This window comes from Allobosea sp. NPDC055332 (assembly GCF_053645455.1).
Map to the genome: position 1 here is coordinate 112149 of NZ_JBSHMO010000004.1, position 19029 is coordinate 131177.

Consider the following 19029-nt stretch of genomic DNA (forward strand, 5'->3'; position numbering starts at 1 on the left):
TCATCGCATCGGGCCACGCGAAGCTAGCACCGGGCGCGTCGGGCGCAACTCGGCTTGCGGCCAAGAGAGCCGTTCTCGCCTCTTGCCTCTGCGGCAAGGCTGACGCTGAATGGCGCCGCGTCGCGGCGCGACCTTTAGAAAGACGGAGATGCTCGTGTTCAAGGTTCCCGCGCTGATCGGCATGACCGCAATCTTGGCCTGTCTCGGTGCCGCGCAGGCGCAACAGCCGGCGGATCCGCGCCTGGCTGTGGCAACGCAGGCCTATGCCGCCCTGCCGGAAGCCGAGCGCAAGGCGATCCAGTCCGACCTGATCTGGACGGGGCATCTCAACAGCGCCGCCACCGGCAATTTCGGGGCGCTGACCTTCCGGGCCGTGAACAGCTTCAAGGCCGGGCGCGGCGAGCCGAACGGGCAGTTGACGCCGGCCGAGCGGCAGGAGCTGACGCGCCTCGCCAAAACGGCGCGCGATGCGGCAGGCTTTGCCGTGATCACCGACCAGCCGACCGGCGTGCGCATCGGCATCCCGCAGAAGCTGCTGCCGAAGCGCGAGGCGACGCCGGCCGGCGGCAGCCGCTGGCAGAGCGGCGACGGCAAGATCACGCTCGACGTCAGCGCCGGTCCTGCGACCGAGCCGCTCCAGGCGATCTTCGACCGGGCGATCGCGGTCAATCCGAACATCCAGCGCAAGGTCACCTACAAGCTGCTGCAGCCGAGCTTCTTCGTCGTCGCCGGCGAGACGCCGACCGGAAAATTCTTCCGGCGCCAGGCGCTCGGCCCCTCGGGCCTGCGCGGCTTCTCAGTCGGCTACGACAAGGGCGTTGCCGCAACCTTCGACAAGGTGGTGACGGCGATCGCCGACAGTTTCGAGCCGTTCCCGAGCGGAGCAGCACCGGCTCCCGCGCCGACACCGGCAGTGCCCGGCGCGCCTGTGGTCGCGGCCGCCCCTGCCCAGGCCGCGACCGAGCGCTTCGGCGTCGGCCTCGTCGTCGGCAAGGAACTGGTGCTGACGGCGCGTGCCGCCGTCGACGCCTGCAAGGGGCTCAAGGTCGGCTCGCGCCCAGCGAAGCTGCGCTTGCAGGATCAGGCGAGTGGGCTTGCGTTGCTCGATGTGCCCGGATTGGCCTCCGGCGCTGTGCCGGGGCTGCGCGAGGCCGTGCCGACCGCGAAAGAGGCCGTGGTCGTGCTGGCCTATGATGGTACGGCTGCCGCGCGCACGGCGGTGGCGCTGCCCGGTGAGGTGGTGAGCGATGCCGTGCTCGCGCCCTTGCAGCCCGGCGGTGCGGGTAGCCCGGTCTTTGACCGTCAGGGCCGTCTGGCCGGGCTGGTTACCGCCAATCCCTCGGACAAATCGCTGATCGCCGGGGTCGCGCCGCAGCGCAATTACGCCATCGCCGGTGTCGCCCAGCTCAAGGCAATGCTGGAGAAGGCTGATGCCAAGCTGGTGGCTGCTGCTGCCGGTAGCGAGCTGAGCACTGGCGCTATCGCTGAAGCGGCGGGCAAGAGCGTGGTGCCGATCGCCTGCGGGCTCTGATCCCGCCGGCGTGATCGTGCATACAGCATACAAAGACAGTTGCCTCGTCAGCGGCAATCGGTTCTGATAGCGAGAATACCAAGGAAGCCGCGCCGTCAGGCGAAGAAGCTTTCAAATTTTAAATCGATTGAACGGGAGGGATATCGGAATGAGCAGAATCAGCAGACGTTCGGTCCTCAAAGGCGCGGCGGCAGCCGGTGCGGCAGGGCTGATCACGCGCCCGGCGATCGGCCAGGCGCAGTATCCGAGCCGGCCGGTGACCCTTATCTGCCCCTGGGGCGCGGGCGGCGGCACCGATGCGACGGCGCGCATCGTCGCGCAGTTGCTGGAGAAGGACCTCGGCCAGCCCTTCAATGTGGTCAACCGCACCGGCGGCTCGGGCGTCGTCGGCCATCAGGCGATCGCATCGGGTGCACCGGACGGCTACACGATCGGCATGTTGACGGTCGAGATCGCGATGATGCGCCATCAGGGCCTGACCGAGCTGAAATCGGGCGACTATGCCGCGCTCGGCCTGATGAACGAGGACCCGCCGGGCGTGCAGGTCTCGGCCTCGAGCCCCTACAAGGACATCAAGGAACTGGCTGCGGCGATCAAGGCGGCCCCGCACGGTAAGCTCAAGGCGTCTGGCACCGGTCAGGGCGGCATCTGGCATCTCGCCCTGGTCGGCTGGCTGGTCGCGATGGGGCTGAAGCCTGACCATGTCGCCTGGGTGCCGTCGAACGGCGCCGCGCCCGGCATGCAGGACCTCGCCGCCGGCGGCATTGACATCGTCACCTGCTCGGTGCCGGAAGCGCGCGCGATGATCGATGCCGGCAAGGCGAAATCGCTGGCGATCATGGCGAGTGCGCGCAACCCGCAGTTCAAGGACGTGCCGACCCTGAACGAGTCGCTCGGCATCAACTATTCGGTCGGCGCCTGGCGCGGCATCGGCGCGCCCAAGGCGGTACCGGCCGACATCCAGGCCAAGCTGACGGCGTCGCTGAAGAAGGCCTTCGACTCGAAGGAATACCAGGACTTCATGAACTCGCGCGGTTTCGGCATGAAGTTCGCCGACGGGGCGGGCTTCGCCAAGTTCATGGCCGACAGCGACACCTCGATGGCCTCGGCGATGAAGGCTGCCGGCTTGGCCAAGGCCTGATCGCTTCCGAGCAGGGCGGACGGACAAAACGACGCCCGTCCGCTCCTCCGCCCAGTTGGCGCCGGTGTGGCGCTGCCACTGTTCGACGAGATTTCGCAGCATGTTGTTGTCAGACCGCGTGACCGGCGGCGCCATCGCGACGCTCGGCGCCGCCGCCTTCTTCTACGGCTCGAAACTGCCGCCGGTCCCCGGCCAGCAGGTTGGTCCGTCGGCTTTCCCGATGGTCGTCGGCGCCGGGCTGGTGCTCTGCGGCGTGATGATCGTGCTCGGGATCGGCAGGCGGTTCGAGGAGGTCGCCGAGGCCGATGTCGCGAGCCATAGCGCACCGGAACTGCTCGAGCCGCTGCCGGCCTGGCGCAACTGGCTGGCGTTGCTGCCGCCGGCGCTGCTGATCTTCTATGTGCTCGTCTCGGAGCGGCTCGGCTTCCTGCCGACGGCGGCGATCATGGTGCTGACCGCGAGCCTCGCTTTTGGCGCGAGGCCCAAGCTCGCCGTGCCGCTCGCGCTGATCGCGCCCTTCGTCATCAACCTGATTTTCCTGAAGCTGCTGCGTGTGCCTTTGCCCAGCGGCCTGCTGCCCTTCCCCTGGTGAGGCCGCGATGAACACCGTCATCCAGGCCTTCGGCCTCGTCTTCCAATGGGATGTGATGATCGCGATCATCGCATCCGCCTTCTACGGCCTCACGGTCGGCGCGCTCCCCGGCCTTTCGGCGACGATGGCGACGGCGCTGCTGGTACCCGTCACCTTCTATCTCTCGCCGATCGCGGCGGTCGCCACCATCATCACGGCCTCGGCGATGGCGATCTTCTCCGGCGACATCCCGGGCTGCCTGCTGCGCATTCCCGGCACGCCGGCCTCGGCCGCCTACACCGACGAAGCCTATGCGATGACGCGCAAGGGCGAGGCGGAGACGGCGCTCGGCATCTGCCTGTGGTTCTCGGCGCTCGGCGGCATCGCCGGCACGCTCTCGCTGATGCTGATCGCGCCGCTGCTGGCCGAGATGGCGCTGTCCTTCTCGACCTATGAGAACTTCTGGCTCGCCATGCTCGGGCTGATGTGCTCGACGCTGGTGGCGCGCTCCTCGCCGATCAAGGCGATCGCGGCGATGCTGCTCGGCCTGCTGATCACCTGTGTCGGCATCGACAATCCCGGCGGCGTGCCGCGCTTCACCTTCGGCTCGACCGACCTGCTGGGCGGCATCGAGCCGATCCCGGCGCTGGTCGGCGTCTTCGCCTTGGCCGAGGTGATGCGGGCGCTGACCGAGCGCGAGCCGCCGAAGCTGGAGAACCGCCGGCTTGGCTCGATCCTCAAGGGCCAGTGGGCGCTGACCAAGAAATACCCCAAGCAGCAGGCGCGCGGGAACCTGATCGGCATCATCATCGGCGTGCTGCCGGGCGCCGGCGCCGACATGGCGGCCTGGGTCAGCTACGCCATGGCCAAGCGCTTCTCGAAGACGCCGGAGAAGTTCGGCACCGGCCACCCCGAAGGGCTGATCGAGGCCGGCGCCTCCAACAACGCCTCGCTCGCCTCGGGCTGGGTGCCGGCGCTGCTCTTCGGCATCCCCGGCGACACCATCACCGCGATCGCGATCGGCGTGCTCTACATGAAGGGGCTCAACCCCGGCCCGACGCTGTTCACCTCGCAGGCGTCGAGCATGTACGCGCTCTACATCATCTTCATCATCGGCAATATCATCATGATTCCGCTCGGCATCATCATGATCCGGCTGGCGAGCAAGGTCGTCGGCGCGCCGCGTTCGGCGGTGATGCCGGTGATCATGATCTTCTGCGCGGTCGGCGCCTTTGCGACGGCCGGCAACAACCTGTTCGCGGTCTGGTGCGTCGCCATCTTCGGCCTGGTCGGCTTCGTGATGGAGAAGAACGGCTATCCGGTCGCGGCGATGGTGCTCGGCATCGTCATGGGCACGATGGTCGAGCAGAGCTTCGTGACCTCGCTGATCAAGTCGGACGGCTCGATCCTGCCCTTCTTCAGCCGGCCGGTCTCGTCGGTGCTGGCGGCGCTGACCTTCGGGGCACTGCTCTGGCCGGTCTTCGTCTGGACGACGCGCAAGCTGATGACGCCACGGACGGCGACGGCCTGAGGACTGCTGCCCGCTATCGCACCGAATCAGTGCTAGAGACGGGCGCATGGACGATGCGCTCGACGAAGGGCAGGGCGGCGGCACGGTCGAGGTGCTGATCCCGCTCGGCCTCGACCAGGCCTATAGCTATGCCGTGCCGGCGGGGCTCAGCCTCGCGCCGGGCGATGTCGTGCAGGTGCCGCTCGGACCGCGCGAGACGGTCGGCGTGGTCTGGGAGGCCGGTTCGGGCCGTGGCGGCAACCTCAAGAAGGTCGTCGGCAAGCTCGACATGCCGCCGCTCGATCCGGCCTTGCGCAAGCTGGTCGACTGGGTCGCCTGGTATACGCTCGCTGCCAAGGGCTCGGTGCTGGCGCTGGCCTTGCGCCGCCCACCCGACGATACGCCGGAACGGCCGAAGCTCGGTGTCAGGCTGATCGGCGCGCCGCCGGCGCGGATGACGCCGGCCCGTGCCCGAGCCATCGCTGCCGCCGAAGGCGGTTTGCTGATCGGCAAATCGGCGCTGGCCGAGGCGGCCTCCGTCAGCACGGCGGTGATCGATTCCCTCGTCGATGCCGGCACGTTCTCGGTGGAGCCCTTGCCTCAGGAGGCGATCGCGGCGCGGCCCGATCCCGATCACGCCAAGCCGCAGCTCTCCGACGACCAGCGCGCGGTCGGCGATGCGCTCGCCGAGCTCGTCCGCAAGCAGGCCTGGCAGGTCGCGCTGCTCGAAGGCGTCACGGGTTCCGGCAAGACCGAGGTTTATTTCGAAGCGGTGGCGGAAGCGATCCGGCTGGGGCGGCAAAGCGTCATCCTGATGCCGGAGATCGCGCTGACCGCGCAGTTCATCGACCGGTTCGAGGCCCGCTTCGGCGTCCGGCCGGGGCTCTGGCATTCGGGCGTGAGCGGCCGGAGACGCGAGCGCCTGCAGGCGGCGATCGCCAAGGGCGAGGCGCTGGTCGTGGCCGGCGCGCGCTCAGCCCTGTTCCTGCCCTATCGCGATCTCGGCCTGATCGTCATCGATGAGGAGCACGAGGCGGCCTACAAGCAGGAAGACGGCGTCGCCTACCATGCCCGCGACATGGCGGTGGTGCGTGGCAAGATCGAAAATGCGCCAGTGGTGCTGGCCTCGGCGACGCCCTCGCTGGAAACCCGCATCAATGCCGAGCGCGGCCGCTACACTCATCTCAAGCTGCCGGAGCGCTATGGCGGGCGCGAACTGCCGGTGCTCGGCCTGGTCGACCTGCGCAAGGACAAGCCGGAGCGCGGGCGCTGGCTCTCGTCGCAATTGATCAAGGCGGTCGAGGAGAATCTCGAGGCGAAGCAGCAGTCGCTGCTCTTCCTCAACCGGCGCGGCTATGCGCCGCTGACGCTCTGCCGCGATTGCGGTCATCGCTTCCAGTGCCCGAACTGCTCGGCCTGGCTGGTCGACCATCGGTTCCGGCGGGCGCTGGTCTGCCATCATTGCGGCCATGTCGAGCGGCGGCCGCATGAGTGCCCTGCCTGCCACCAGCCGGAGAGCCTGGTCGCCTGCGGACCGGGCGTCGAGCGCCTGGCCGAGGAGGTCGCGACGCTGTTTCCGCAGGCGCGTTCGATCGTGCTGTCGAGCGATTTTCCAGGTGGGACCGAACGCCTGAAGCAGGAATTGATGGCGGTGGCGGAGGGCGAGTTCGACATCGTCATCGGCACGCAGCTCGTCGCCAAGGGTCACAACTTTCCGGGGATGACCCTGGTCGGCGTCATCGATGCCGATCTCGGCTTGACCTCGGGCGATCCACGCGCCGCCGAGCGCACCTTTCAGGTGCTGCGGCAGGTCACCGGCCGGGCCGGGCGCGGCGAGAAGCCGGGGCGGGCACTGCTGCAGACGCACGACCCCAACCATCCCGTGCTGAAGGCGCTGATCTCGGGCGATCCCGAGCGCTTCTACGCCGCCGAGACCGCGGCGCGCGAGGCCGCCGGGCTGCCGCCCTTCGGCCGGCTCGCCGGGCTGATCATCTCGGCGAATTCGCAGGGAGAGGCCGAGACGCATGCGCGGGCGCTGGCGCGCTGCGCAGAGGCGCCGGCCGGCGTCGCCGTGCTCGGACCGGCGGAAGCGCCGCTCGCCATCCTGCGCGGGCGCCATCGGATGCGGCTGATCGTGCGTACGGCGCGCGAGATCAACCTGCAGGATTATCTGCGGGCGTGGCTCAAGCGGGCGCCGCGGCCGAAGGGCTCGGTCAGGGTCGCGGTCGATGTCGATCCACAGAGCTTCCTTTAGCCGGATTCAGGCTGCATGGGCGCGTCTGCCGCTGTGCCGTGCATCAACTGCTTCTTTCGACCGCATCCAAAGCATGAGAAGCGGGTGTTTCGTCGGTTGCACACCCCGAAACCCCATGCTATCGCACCGCCGCAATCCAAGCGCCGCAAGCCCTGGAACAGGTTTGTCGTGCGCTTGATCATCGCAGCGTCGGGGCCATGCACTCCACCTTCGTCAGAAGGTCGCCGGAGCGGTCCCCTGGAAGAGAGAGCGAGAGCGTGGCCGAGGGCGGATCGCAGGAACAATCCCCTGTCTCGGGCGTAGCCGAGCGTTACGCGACGGCTCTGTTCGAACTGGCCAGCGAGGCCAAGACGGTCGACGCCGTCGCCAAGGATCTCGACGGCTTCGCCGCGATGATCGCCGAGAGCGACGATCTCAAGCGCCTGATCGGGAGCCCGGCCTTCTCGGCGCAGGATCAGGTCTCCGCCATCACCGCGCTCACCGCCAAGGCTGGCATCGCCGGGCTTGCCGCCAATTTCATCGGCTTCGTCGCCAGCAAGCGCCGCCTGTTCGCGCTGCCCGGCATGATCCGCGCCTTCCGCGCCAAGGTCGCCGAGGCCAAGGGCGTGGTCAGCGCCGAGGTCACGCTCGCCGAGCAGCCCTCGGCCGCCCAGCTCAAGGACATCACCGCCGCCCTCAAGGAGGTTGCTGGCAAGGATGTCGACGTCTCGGTCAAGATCGACCCGGCCATCATCGGCGGTCTCGTCGTCAAGATGGGCTCGCGCATGGTCGATGCGTCCCTGAAAACCAAGCTCAATTCTATTCGTCTTGCCATGAAAGAGGTCGGCTGATGGACATCCGCGCCGCTGAAATCTCCGCTATCCTGAAGTCGCAGATCTCGAACTTCGGCTCGGAAGCCTCGGTCACCGAGGTCGGTCAGGTTCTCTCCGTCGGCGACGGCATCGCCCGCGTCTACGGTCTCGACAAGGTCCAGGCCGGTGAGATGGTCGAGTTCGAGTCGGGCGTGCGCGGCATGGCCCTCAACCTCGAGAGCGACAATGTCGGCGTCGTCATCTTTGGCTCCGACCGCGAGATCAAGGAAGGCCAGACCGTCAAGCGCACCGGCGCCATCGTCGACGTGCCGGTCGGCAAGGAGCTGCTCGGCCGCGTCGTCGACGCGCTCGGCAACCCGATCGACGGCAAGGGCCCGATCAAGACCAAGACCCGCGCCCGCGTCGACGTGAAGGCGCCCGGCATCATCCCGCGCAAGTCGGTGCACGAGCCGATGGCGACCGGCCTCAAGGCGATCGACGCCCTGATCCCGATCGGCCGCGGCCAGCGCGAGCTGATCATCGGCGACCGCCAGACCGGCAAGACCGCCGTGGCGCTCGACACGATCCTGAACCAGAAGCCGCTCAACGTCGAAGGCGCCCCGGAGAGCCAGAAGCTCTACTGCGTCTACGTCGCCGTCGGCCAGAAGCGCTCGACCGTCGCCCAGCTCGTGAAGGTGCTCGAGGAGCGCGGCGCGATGGAGTACTCCATCGTCGTGGCGGCCACCGCCTCCGACCCGGCCCCGATGCAGTTCCTGGCGCCGTTCGCCGGCTGCTCGATGGGCGAGTTCTTCCGCGATAACGGCATGCATGCCGTCATCATCTATGACGACCTGTCGAAGCAGGCCGTCGCCTATCGCCAGATGTCGCTGCTGCTGCGCCGCCCGCCGGGCCGCGAGGCGTATCCCGGCGACGTGTTCTATCTCCACTCCCGCCTGCTCGAGCGCGCCGCCAAGATGGGCGACGCCGCCGGCAACGGCTCGCTGACGGCGCTGCCGGTCATCGAGACCCAGGCCAACGACGTCTCGGCCTACATTCCGACCAACGTGATCTCGATCACCGACGGCCAGATCTTCCTCGAGACCGACCTGTTCTACCAGGGCATCCGCCCGGCGGTGAACGTCGGCCTGTCGGTGTCGCGCGTCGGCTCGGCCGCCCAGACCAAGGCGACCAAGAAGGTCGCGGGCAAGATCAAGGGCGAGCTCGCCCAGTATCGCGAGATGGCGGCCTTCGCCCAGTTCGGCTCCGACCTCGACGCCGTCACGCAGCGCCTGCTCAACCGCGGCGCCCGCCTGACCGAGCTCCTGAAGCAGGGCCAGTTCTCGCCGTTGAAGATGGAAGAGCAGACGGTCGTGATCTATGCCGGCGTCAACGGCTATCTCGATCCGCTGCCGGTCAGCAAGGTCCGCGCTTTCGAGGACGGGCTGCTCTCGCTGGTGCGCGGCAAGCACGCCGATCTGCTGAACGAGATCGGCTCCTCGAAGGACCTCTCGGACGCGAACGCGGCGAAGCTGAAGGGCATCGTCGAGGGCTACGCCAAGTCCTTCGCCTGATCTTTGCGAGCGCAGCGAGGCAATCCAGCCCCGCTGCGCCAGTTCTGGATTGCTTCGTCGTTGTGCCCTCGCAATGACGGATAGGGGATCAAGACCGGATGCCGTCCCTTAAGGACCTACGCAACCGCATCGCCTCGGTGAAGGCGACGCAGAAGATCACCAAGGCCATGCAGATGGTCGCGGCGGCGAAGCTGCGCCGGGCGCAGTCGGCCGCCGAGGCTGCGCGTCCCTATGCCGAGCGCATGGAGGCGGTGCTGGCCAATCTCGCCGGCGGCCTCGCCAATGGCAGCGCGCCGCGCCTGATCGCCGGCACGGGCTCGGACAAGGTCCAGCTGCTCGTGGTCTGCACGGCCGAGCGCGGCCTCTGCGGCGCCTTCAATTCCTCGATCGCCCGTCTCGCCCGCGACAAGGCGAACGCGCTGAAGGCAGAGGGCAAGACGGTCAAGATCATCTGCGTCGGCAAGAAGGGCTTCGACATCCTGCGTCGGCAGTTCGCCGCGGACATCATCGAAGTCGTCGATCTGCGCGCCTTCAAGCAGCTCGGCTTCGTCAATGCCGAGACGATCGCGCAGAACATCCTGACGCGCTTCGCCAATGGCGAGTTCGATGTCGCGACGCTGTTCTTCTCGAAGTTCAAGTCGGTGATCTCGCAGATTCCGACCGCGCAGCAGATCATTCCGGCCGAGATCCCGGCCGGCGCCAAGACGACCGACGCGGTCTACGATTACGAGCCGGAAGAGAGCGAGATTCTCGAGACCCTGCTGCCGCGCAACCTCACGGTGCAGGTGCTGCGGGCGATCCTGGAGAACGCCGCCTCCGAGCAGGGCGCGCGCATGTCGGCGATGGACTCCGCCACGCGCAACGCCGGCGAGATGATCAAGAAGCAGACGCAGCTCTACAACCGCTCGCGCCAGGCGATGATCACCAAGGAACTGATCGAGATCATCTCCGGCGCGGAAGCGCTCTAACCGCCTAATTTGGGCCGGCGTGCCGGCCATCCGACACGCTGAACGCGAATCCGAGGTTCGAACCATGGCCAAAGCCGCTACCAAGACCAAGACCGACAAGCCCGCCAACACCGGCACGGGCCGCGTTGCCCAGGTCATCGGCGCCGTCGTCGACGTGCAGTTCGACGGCGTCCTGCCCGAGATTCTGAACGCGCTCGAGACCGACAACCTCGGCAACCGCCTCGTCCTCGAGGTTGCCCAGCATCTCGGCGAGAACACGGTCCGCACCATCGCCATGGACTCGACTGAAGGTCTGGTCCGCGGCCAGGCGGTCACCGATACCGGCGCCCCGATCGCGGTTCCGGTCGGCGACGAGTGCCTCGGCCGCATCATGAACGTCATCGGCGAGCCGGTCGACGAAGCTGGCCCGATCAAGACCTCGGGCACCCGTGGCATCCACCAGCCGGCTCCGAGCTATGCCGATCAGGCGACGGAAGCGCAGATCCTGGTCACCGGCATCAAGGTCGTCGACCTGCTGGCGCCTTACGCCAAGGGCGGCAAGATCGGCCTGTTCGGCGGCGCCGGCGTCGGCAAGACCGTGCTGATCATGGAGCTGATCAACAACGTCGCGAAGGCCCACGGTGGTTATTCCGTGTTCGCCGGCGTCGGCGAGCGCACCCGCGAGGGCAACGACCTCTATCACGAGATGATCGAGTCGGGCGTGAACAAGAAGGGCGGCGGCGAAGGCTCCAAATGCGCCCTCGTCTACGGCCAGATGAACGAGCCCCCGGGCGCCCGCATGCGCGTCGCCCTGTCCGGCCTCACCGTCGCGGAAGACTTCCGCGACCGTGGCCAGGACGTGCTGTTCTTCGTCGACAACATCTTCCGCTTCACCCAGGCGGGCTCGGAAGTGTCGGCGCTGCTCGGCCGTATCCCGTCGGCGGTGGGCTATCAGCCGACGCTCGCCACCGACATGGGCAATCTGCAGGAGCGCATCACCACCACCAACAAGGGCTCGATCACCTCGGTGCAGGCGATCTACGTGCCGGCGGACGACCTGACCGACCCGGCGCCCGCGACCTCGTTCGCCCACCTGGACGCCACGACCGTGCTCTCGCGCTCGATCGCGGAAAAGGGCATCTACCCGGCGGTCGACCCGCTCGACTCGACCTCGCGCATGCTCTCGGCTGCGATCGTCGGTGACGAGCACTACGGCGTCGCCCGCCAGGTCCAGCAGATCCTCCAGCGCTACAAGGCCCTGCAGGACATCATCGCGATCCTGGGCATGGACGAGCTCTCGGAAGAGGACAAGCTCGCCGTCGCCCGCGCCCGCAAGATCGAGCGCTTCCTGTCGCAGCCCTTCTTCGTCGCCGAAGTCTTCACCGGTTCGCCGGGCAAGCTCGTCGCGCTCGAGGACACGATCAAGGGCTTCAAGGGCCTGGTCGAAGGCAAGTACGATCACCTGCCGGAAGCCGCCTTCTACATGGTCGGCTCGATCGAGGAAGCGATCGAGAAGGCCCAGCGCCTGGCTGCCGAGGCGGCGTAAGCGTCACGGGCCATTCCGGCCGGCTTCGCCGGTCGGAAGACCTGACGAGCGTCATTCTCGGGCCTGGCCCGAGAATCTCTGGACGAGAAGACACTGGTTTCAGAGATGGTCGGGTCAGGCCCGGTCATGACGAGCCTGGAGAGATTTTACGATGGCCACCTTCACATTCGAACTCGTCTCGCCGGAGCGCATCCTGTTCTCGGGCGAAGCCGTCAGCGTCATCGTGCCGTCGGTCGAGGGCGAGATGACCGTGCTCGCCGGCCATGCGCCGGTCGTCGCCGTGCTGAAGCCGGGCATCGTCCTGGTCCAGACCGGCGCCAGCAATGGCAAGGAGTTCTTCGTCTCGGGCGGCCTCGCCGAGGTCAATGCGACGAGCGTCACCATCCTGGCCGAGCAGGCCCGCTTCATCGAGGACGTCGACAACGCCGTACTCGATCAGGAGATCCTGACCGCCGAGACCCGCCATGCCGGCTCGCATGACGAGGCCGAGAAGAAGCGCCTGCACGACCAGCTCGTGCAGCTGCGCGAGTTCAAGGGCGTGTTCGAGCAGCGCAAGGCGGCCTGAGCTCAGCCCATCGGACGGAATTGAAAAGGCCGGGAGCTCGCTCCCGGCCTTTTTCGTTTGGTATCAGAGGGTATCGCTGTCGGGCAGCTTTCGCGTCATGCTCGGCCTTGTGCCGAGCATCCACGTCTTGAACACCACACCACGAAGGAAGACGTGGATGGTCGGGACAAGCCCGACCATGACGGAGAGGGCGATCAGGCCGCGATCGCCTCGGCGAGCGCCACCACCCGCTTGGCCATCTCGGCGTGCAGGCGCTCGACCATGCGGCCATCGAGCTGGATCGCGCCCTTGTCGGCGTTCTCGGGCTCGGCGAAGGCGGAGATGATGGCCCGGGCATGCGCGAGCTCGTTCTCCTCCGGTGCGAAGACGGAGTTCGCCACCGCAACCTGATTGGGATGGATCAGGGTCTTGCCGTCGAAGCCGAGATCGCGCGCCTGCTCGCACTCCGCCTTGAAGCCAGCTTCGTCCTTGAGGTCGTTGTAGACGCCGTCGATCACATCGACGCCATGGGCGCGCGCGGCGAGGATTGCCGTGGTCAGCCAGGGCAGCATCGGCGCGCGGCCCGGCACGAAGCGGGCGCGGGTCTCCTTGGCGAGGTCGTTGGTGCCGAGGATGAAGCAGGCGAGGCGGGTCGAGGGATCGCGGGCGGCGCGGGCGATCTTCTCGCAGTCGAGGATGGCGAGCGGCGTCTCGATCATCGCCCAGACCTGCGTCTCCGGCTTGGCCCAGAGCCCGGTCAGGCGATGGCCGATCTCGACCAGGGTCTCCGGCGAGGAGACCTTCGGGATCAGGATGGCGTCGGGCGCCGCTTCCGTAGCGGCAGCGAGATCGGCGTCGAACCAGGGGGTGTCGATGCCATTGGTCCGGATGACGAGTTCGCGCCGGCCATAGCCGCCAGCTTTCACCGCAGCGCAGACCTGCTCGCGCGCCAGCTCCTTGGCATCCGGCGCCACCGCGTCCTCGAGGTCGAGGATCAGCGCGTCGGCGGCGATCTCGCGGGCCTTCTCCAAAGCGCGGGCATTGGAGCCCGGCATATAGAGGACGCTGCGGCGCGGACGGATGTCGGTCATTATGTCTCTCCGGATTGAGGGTCGCCGGGTTCGCTGCAGTGCACACTAAGCTGCGCCGCAATGCAATGTCAGTTCTGCGAAAGACGGATGACGGGGCTGTGATGGGCTGGATTGCCGGGGTCGACGGCTGCAAGGCGGGCTGGATCGCGGCCTTCGCTCACTTCTCGGGGGTGGAGGCGCCCTTCGTCCGTGTCTTCCCCCGCTGGAGCGATCTGCTCGCCGGCTCGCCTGTGCCGGATCTGATCGCGGTCGACATGCCGATCGGCTTGCCGGATTTCATCGCCGGTTCCGGGCGCGGGCCGGAGCAGGCGGTGCGCGCCTTGCTCGGCGAACGGCAATCCTCGGTGTTCTCAATTCCCTCGCGCAGCGCCGTCCATGCGGAAGATTATGCAGAGGCCTGCCGGCTGGCGCTGGCGTCATCCGAGCCGCCGCGCAAGGTCTCGAAGCAGGGTTTCCATCTCTTCCCGCGCATCCGCGAGATCGACGCGCTGCTGCGGGCCGAGCCGAGCTGGCGTGCACGCATCTTCGAGACGCATCCGGAGCTCGCCTTCCGGACCATGCGCGGCGTGCCGCTCCTGCACCCGAAGAAGATCAAGGGCGTGGTCAATCCGGCGGGAATGGCCGAGCGCCGTGCCTTGCTGCTGGCGGCAGGGCTGCCGGAGGCAATCGTCCATGCGAGGCCGCCGCGCGGTGCTGCCGCAGATGACGCCCTCGACGCGCTCGCGGCGCTGGTCGTCGCCCGGCACATTGCTGCCGGGCGCGGGAAGCCCTTTCCTGATCCGCCGGGACGCGATAGCCACGGTCTACCTATCGCGATCTGGACCTATGTCGCGGATCGCTCCCTCGTCCAGGATCCCACCATGACAGAGAAGCCTGTGCCGCGCCCGATGATCGAGGCCGCGGCTGATCGCATTGCCGGCCATGCCCGCACCACCCCGGTGATGCGGCTCGGCACCGGCGCCTTCGGCTCGCGCGCCGATGTCTCGCTGAAGCTCGAATGTCTGCAGCATGCCGGCTCGTTCAAGACGCGCGGCGCCTTCAACAACCTGCTCTCGCTCGACGTGCCTGCCGCTGGTGTCGCCGCCGCCTCGGGTGGCAATCACGGCGCAGCCGTCGCCTATGCCGCCGGCAAGCGCGGTGTGAAGGCCACGATCTTCGTGCCGGAGATCTCGCCGGCGGCGAAGGTCGAGGCGATCCGCCGCTTCGGCGCCGAGGTCAGGATCGGCGGCGCGCAGTATGACGACGCCCAAGCCGCCTGCGACAAGTTCGTGGCCGAGACCGGCGCGCTGAAGATCCATCCCTTTTCGGCCAAGGAGACGGTCGCCGGCCAGGGCACGCTCGGCCGCGAATGGCACAGCCAGGAGCCCGACCTCGACACGGTTCTCGTCGCGGTCGGTGGCGGCGGGCTGATCTCCGGCATCGCTGCCTGGTTTGCGGATACCAGCGTCAAGGTCGTCGGCGTCGAGCCGGAAGGCTCGCGGGCACTGCAGGCAGCCTTGGAGGCGAAGGGGCCGGTCACCGTGACCGTCGCCTCGGTCGCAGCGGATTCGCTCGGCGCCCGCAATGTCGGGCAGCTGGTCTATGATGTCTGTGAAGGTACGGTCGACCATGTCGCGCTGGTGCCGGATGCGGCGATCACCGAGGCGCAGCGCGTGCTCTGGCGCGATTTCCGCCTCGCGGTCGAGCCCGGTGGCGCCGCGGCGCTCGGTGCGCTGATCGGTGGGGCCTACAAGCCGCAGCCCGGCGAGCGTCTCGGCGTGCTCGTCTGCGGCGCCAATGTCGATCTGACGAAGCTGGTCGAGATCACGGCATGAGCAAGCGGGGCATCGCGAAGGGCGGAAAGGCGGTCTATGGCGCGCCGCTCGGCGTGCTGATGCTCGAGGCGCGCTTCCCGCGCATCCTCGGCGACATGGGCAATGCCAGGACCTGGCCCTTCCCGGTGCTCTACCGCGTCGTTTCGGGTGCGAGCCCGGAGAAGGTCGTGCTGCAGGGGGCGGCCGGTTTGCTCCCCGACTTCGTCGCGGCGGCGCAGGAGCTGGTTCGCCTCGGCGCCGAGGCGATCACCACCAATTGCGGCTTCCTCTCGCTGTTCCAGCGGGAGCTGGCGGCCGCGGTCGGCGTCCCTGTCGCGACCTCCTCGCTAATGCAGGTGCCCTGGGTGCAGGCGACCTTGCCGCCGGACAAGCGCGTTGGCCTCGTCACCGTCTCGGCGGCGACGCTGACGCCGCAGCATCTGACGGCAGTCGGCGTTCCCGCCGACACGCCGGTGACCGGCACCGAGAACGGCCGCGAATTCTTCCGCGTGCTGATCAAGGCCGAGAAGGAGGAGATGGATATCGATCTTGCCGAGCAGGACGTGGTCGAGGCGGCGCTGCGACTGGTCGAGGCCCATCCCGAGGTCGGCGCCATCGTGCTCGAATGCACCAACATGCCGCCCTATGCAGCGGCGGTGCAGGCGGCGACGGGGCTGCCGGCCTACGACATCTATTCGATGATCAACTGGTTCCACGCAGGCCTGAGACCGCGCGATTTCCGGTAACGCTCCGCCATTGGACGAGCTTTACGGCGGGCCTCGCCGCAGCGCACAATGCAGGCCCGCCGCGAGAGCACGCCGATGTCCGAAATCCCCAGCAAGACCAATCCCGGCCGCTTCTTCGAGGATTTCCGGCTCGGCGAAACCATCGTGCACGCGACGCCGCGCACTGTCACGGTCGGCGATGTCTCGCTCTACACCGCGCTCTACGGGACGCGCTTTGCCGTACAATCCTCCGACGCCTTCGCCAAGGCGATCGGCTATCCCGCCGCGCCGGTCGACGACCTCCTGGTCTTCCACATCGTCTTCGGCAAGACCGTGCCGGACATCTCGCTCAATGCCGTTGCCAATCTAGGCTATGCCGATGGGCGCTTCCTCAAGCCGGTCTTCCCGGGAGACACGCTCTCGACCACCTCGGAGGTGATCGGGCTGAAGCAGACCTCGGGGGGCGATGCCGGCATCGTCTATGTCCGCTCGATCGGCCGCAACCAGCACAATGACATCGTGCTGAGCTATGCCCGCTGGGTGCTGGTGCGCAAGCGCCAGCCGGGGACGCCTGCCGCGTTCGAGCTGGTGCCGGAGCTGCCGAAGGCCGTCGCGCCGGAGGCGCTGGGCGAGGGCTGCCCGCCGCTGCATCCTGCCGCCTATGACGATGCGCTCGCCGGCTCGCCCTTCCGCTGGGGTGACTACCGGGTGGGCGAGCGCATCGACCATGTCGACGGCATGACCGTCGAGGAGGCCGAGCACCAGATCGCGACCCGGCTCTACCAGAACACCGCCAAGGTGCATTTCGACGGCTATGGCGCGCGCGAGAGCCGCTTCGGCAAGCGCCTGATCTATGGCGGCCACGTCATCAGCCTGGCGCGGGCCCTGTCCTTCAATGGCCTCGGCAACGCCTTCCACATCGCCGCGATCAATGCCGGACGCCATGTCTCGCCGCTCTTTGCCGGCGACACCGTCTTCGCCTGGAGCGAGGTGCTGGAGACGGCGGCGGTGCCAGGGCGCGAGGATGTCGGCGCGCTCAGGCTTCGCCTCGTCGCGACCAAGAACCTGCCTTGCAATGAGCACCCGCTGAAGCACGCCGACCAGTACGCCGACGGCGTGATCCTCGACTTCGATTATTGGGTCTTGCTGCCGCGCTGATCTCGCAAGGTCAGGGTGACTTTGTGCCTTCGCCTGTCTTCTTGACGCTGACCTTGCCCTTGCCGTCGATGGTTGCCTCATAGGTCAGGAGGTCGATCCGCTCCTCCTGCGAGATCGAGACGGTGAAGGACGTGGTCGAGTTCTGCTTGATCGCGCTGATCCCGCCGCCGCCGACCTGGGTGTAGGTCCGGCTGATATCGGCGAGGATCGCCTCGATGATGCATTTGGAGCGTTCGATCGCGTTCATCTGGCAGCGCTTTCCTGTGGCTTGGGCGGGGCCGAGCAGGCCGGCCATTCCGCTGAGAACGAGAATGAGCATCGAAAGGTTTCGTGAGATGGCTCGTGGCATGACGATCCAGCGGGGTATCATTTGCGCAAGGGCCGGTGCGTGAGCATGGCGTTGCCGGCGACCTCGGCCGGAATGCGCGGGTAGATGCGCTGCGTCTTGGCCTCCCAGTCGGTCGCCGTCAGCACATTGCCCTTGCCGGAGAGCGCGACCATCCCCTTGCGCCAGGGCATGGAGTGGCTCAGGCGCAATTGCATGCCCTGGCCCATGACCGAGTACTTGTCGACATCGGCGACGCCGTAGCAATTCGAGGCGTTGGTGTCGCCGCCGGGCGGGCAATGTGCCTTGCCGATGTCGACATGGCCGAGCCCCAGCAGATGACCGACCTCATGGACGTGAGCACGCTGCATGATCGCCTTGCCCTTGCTATCGGTGCCCTTCTGCACCGAGTTGGTGTCGAGGCTGTCATAGAGCTTGGCATGCGAGCCGAACCAGGTCTCGCTCCTGTGCAGTCTGACCACGTCGATGACATGATGATGGCCACCGAGCGCGATGTCGCGATCCTCGATCTTCAGCAGGCACCAGATGTTGGGCCGGTATTTCGTGCCGTTCTTCTCGAGCTCGTAGACCGGGAAATTGTTGGACAGCCAGAACTTGCCGTTCCAGAAGCGGGCTGCGGTGTCGACGAAGTTCTTCCGCCACAGATTCCAGCTGCCGACCGTCCATTTGACGATCTTGCGGTTCGGCGCGGTGGCGCGGCCATAGTCGTGATAGGTGCCCTCGGCAGCGCCTGCGGCCGGATTGATCTGCCGGAAGCCGAGCTTGAGCGTCAGGGTCAACTCGGCATTGTTGTAGGGATCGCACGTGTCGGTATTCAGTTCGGCGTCGAACTGTGGAAGGCTCATACCCAGTTTCATGGATGGTCCTCGCCCTGTGCGATATGGTCCTGAGGAAGGTGGCGAGCTGCGCTTGTCCGGCTTTAGGTGCTTTTCGCCGGTAGGCCTCCGGGCTGGTCGAGGATCAGGTAAAGTTACAGATTTGATTTTCTGTAACCGACCATTCGCTTGCCGCATTGCAGCACGAGGATGGTTTCGTTAGACAACCATTCACTCTAGAACGATACCAAGCGATCTTCGCTTCGTGAGCTTGAAGGGTCGGGAGTTTCGAACTTGGCCGAGTCCAGACCGGCGGCGCGCCCGCTTTCACCGCATCTGCAGATCTACCGCTGGTCCTGGACCATGGCGATGTCGATCGCCCACCGCGCCACCGGCTCGGCGCTCTATGGCGGTACGCTGCTGATCGCGCTCTGGCTGATCGCCGCTGCATCCGGCCCGGCCGCCTACGAGACCGCGCAGTGGATCGCCGGCTCGATCCTCGGCCGCCTCGTGCTGTTCGGCTACACCTTCGTGCTGCTGCACCACATGGTCGGTGGCCTGCGCCACTTCGTCTGGGACCTCGGCCACGGCTTCGACCCGCAGACGCGCACGAACCTGGCCAAGTACAGCGTCGTCGTCTCCGGCGCGCTCACCGTGCTGGTCTGGATCGTCGCCCTGACGCGCTGAGGAATACG

At 67.2% G+C, this 19029-nt stretch carries 17 protein-coding genes; 14 read left to right on the top strand and 3 right to left on the bottom strand.

Annotated elements, in window-relative coordinates:
* The first annotated feature begins 154 nt into the window (after positions 1-154).
* The 10 genes from ACWIGM_RS22205 to ACWIGM_RS22250 all read left to right on the top strand — a co-directional run bounded on the left by ACWIGM_RS22205 (position 155) and on the right by ACWIGM_RS22250 (position 12427).
* Complete coding sequence (locus ACWIGM_RS22205) at positions 155-1531, top strand: serine protease family protein (protein ID WP_454028140.1); 1377 nt, start codon at positions 155-157, stop codon at positions 1529-1531.
* Positions 1532-1679: 148 nt separating this feature from the next.
* Complete coding sequence (locus tag ACWIGM_RS22210) at positions 1680-2672, top strand: tripartite tricarboxylate transporter substrate binding protein (RefSeq protein WP_454028141.1); 993 nt, start codon at positions 1680-1682, stop codon at positions 2670-2672.
* Positions 2673-2772: 100 nt separating this feature from the next.
* Positions 2773-3264 (top strand): tripartite tricarboxylate transporter TctB family protein, encoded by a 492-nt coding sequence (locus ACWIGM_RS22215; protein ID WP_454028142.1) that lies wholly within the window; start codon positions 2773-2775, stop codon positions 3262-3264.
* A 7-nt stretch (positions 3265-3271) separates the two neighbouring features.
* A complete protein-coding gene (locus tag ACWIGM_RS22220) occupies positions 3272-4774 on the top strand; it encodes a tripartite tricarboxylate transporter permease (RefSeq protein WP_454028143.1) in 1503 nt (500 codons plus the stop codon).
* A 46-nt stretch (positions 4775-4820) separates the two neighbouring features.
* The gene (locus tag ACWIGM_RS22225) at positions 4821-7007 is read left to right on the top strand and encodes a primosomal protein N' (protein ID WP_454028144.1); all 2187 of its coding nucleotides are present in this window, start codon (positions 4821-4823) and stop codon (positions 7005-7007) included.
* Positions 7008-7264: 257 nt separating this feature from the next.
* Positions 7265-7837 carry a F0F1 ATP synthase subunit delta gene (locus tag ACWIGM_RS22230; protein WP_454028145.1) on the top strand — a complete coding sequence of 191 codons (573 nt, stop codon included), beginning with the start codon at positions 7265-7267 and terminating at the stop codon, positions 7835-7837.
* Positions 7837-9369 carry a F0F1 ATP synthase subunit alpha gene (atpA, locus tag ACWIGM_RS22235; protein ID WP_454028146.1) on the top strand — a complete coding sequence of 511 codons (1533 nt, stop codon included), beginning with the start codon at positions 7837-7839 and terminating at the stop codon, positions 9367-9369. Before ACWIGM_RS22230 ends, atpA begins: the two co-directional genes overlap by 1 nt.
* A 98-nt stretch (positions 9370-9467) precedes the next feature.
* Complete coding sequence (locus ACWIGM_RS22240; RefSeq protein ID WP_454028147.1) at positions 9468-10337, top strand: F0F1 ATP synthase subunit gamma; 870 nt, start codon at positions 9468-9470, stop codon at positions 10335-10337.
* 64 nt (positions 10338-10401) lie between these two features.
* Entirely contained in the window at positions 10402-11862 is a 1461-nt protein-coding gene (atpD, locus tag ACWIGM_RS22245; protein WP_454028148.1) for a F0F1 ATP synthase subunit beta, read from the top strand.
* A gap of 151 nt (positions 11863-12013) precedes the next feature.
* Positions 12014-12427, top strand: coding sequence for a F0F1 ATP synthase subunit epsilon (locus ACWIGM_RS22250; RefSeq protein WP_454028149.1), 414 nt, complete (start codon positions 12014-12016; stop codon positions 12425-12427).
* Between the two features lie 194 nt (positions 12428-12621).
* Here the strand turns inward: ACWIGM_RS22250 and ACWIGM_RS22255 are convergent, their stop codons facing one another.
* Entirely contained in the window at positions 12622-13497 is an 876-nt protein-coding gene (locus ACWIGM_RS22255) for an HpcH/HpaI aldolase/citrate lyase family protein (protein ID WP_454028150.1), read from the bottom strand.
* 101 nt (positions 13498-13598) lie between these two features.
* Between ACWIGM_RS22255 and ACWIGM_RS22260 the strand changes: the two genes are divergently transcribed.
* The 3 genes from ACWIGM_RS22260 to ACWIGM_RS22270 all read left to right on the top strand — a co-directional run bounded on the left by ACWIGM_RS22260 (position 13599) and on the right by ACWIGM_RS22270 (position 17173).
* Entirely contained in the window at positions 13599-15311 is a 1713-nt protein-coding gene (locus ACWIGM_RS22260) for a serine/threonine dehydratase (protein WP_454028151.1), read from the top strand.
* Complete coding sequence (locus ACWIGM_RS22265) at positions 15308-16036, top strand: aspartate/glutamate racemase family protein (protein WP_454028152.1); 729 nt, start codon at positions 15308-15310, stop codon at positions 16034-16036. Before ACWIGM_RS22260 ends, ACWIGM_RS22265 begins: the two co-directional genes overlap by 4 nt.
* Positions 16037-16111: 75 nt before the next feature.
* Complete coding sequence (locus tag ACWIGM_RS22270; RefSeq protein WP_454028153.1) at positions 16112-17173, top strand: MaoC family dehydratase; 1062 nt, start codon at positions 16112-16114, stop codon at positions 17171-17173.
* Positions 17174-17183: 10 nt separating this feature from the next.
* Here ACWIGM_RS22270 and ACWIGM_RS22275 read toward each other — a convergent pair whose 3' ends face one another.
* Both ACWIGM_RS22275 and ACWIGM_RS22280 read right to left on the bottom strand, forming a co-directional pair.
* On the bottom strand, positions 17184-17492 hold the full coding sequence (locus tag ACWIGM_RS22275) for a hypothetical protein (protein ID WP_454028154.1): 309 nt from the start codon (positions 17490-17492) through the stop codon (positions 17184-17186).
* A gap of 47 nt (positions 17493-17539) precedes the next feature.
* The gene (locus tag ACWIGM_RS22280; RefSeq protein ID WP_454028155.1) at positions 17540-18364 is read right to left on the bottom strand and encodes a zinc metalloprotease; all 825 of its coding nucleotides are present in this window, start codon (positions 18362-18364) and stop codon (positions 17540-17542) included.
* A gap of 264 nt (positions 18365-18628) precedes the next feature.
* Here ACWIGM_RS22280 and sdhC point away from each other — a divergent pair, with 264 nt between their 5' ends.
* A complete protein-coding gene (gene sdhC / locus ACWIGM_RS22285; protein WP_454028156.1) occupies positions 18629-19021 on the top strand; it encodes a succinate dehydrogenase, cytochrome b556 subunit in 393 nt (130 codons plus the stop codon).
* Positions 19022-19029: the final 8 nt, after the last annotated feature.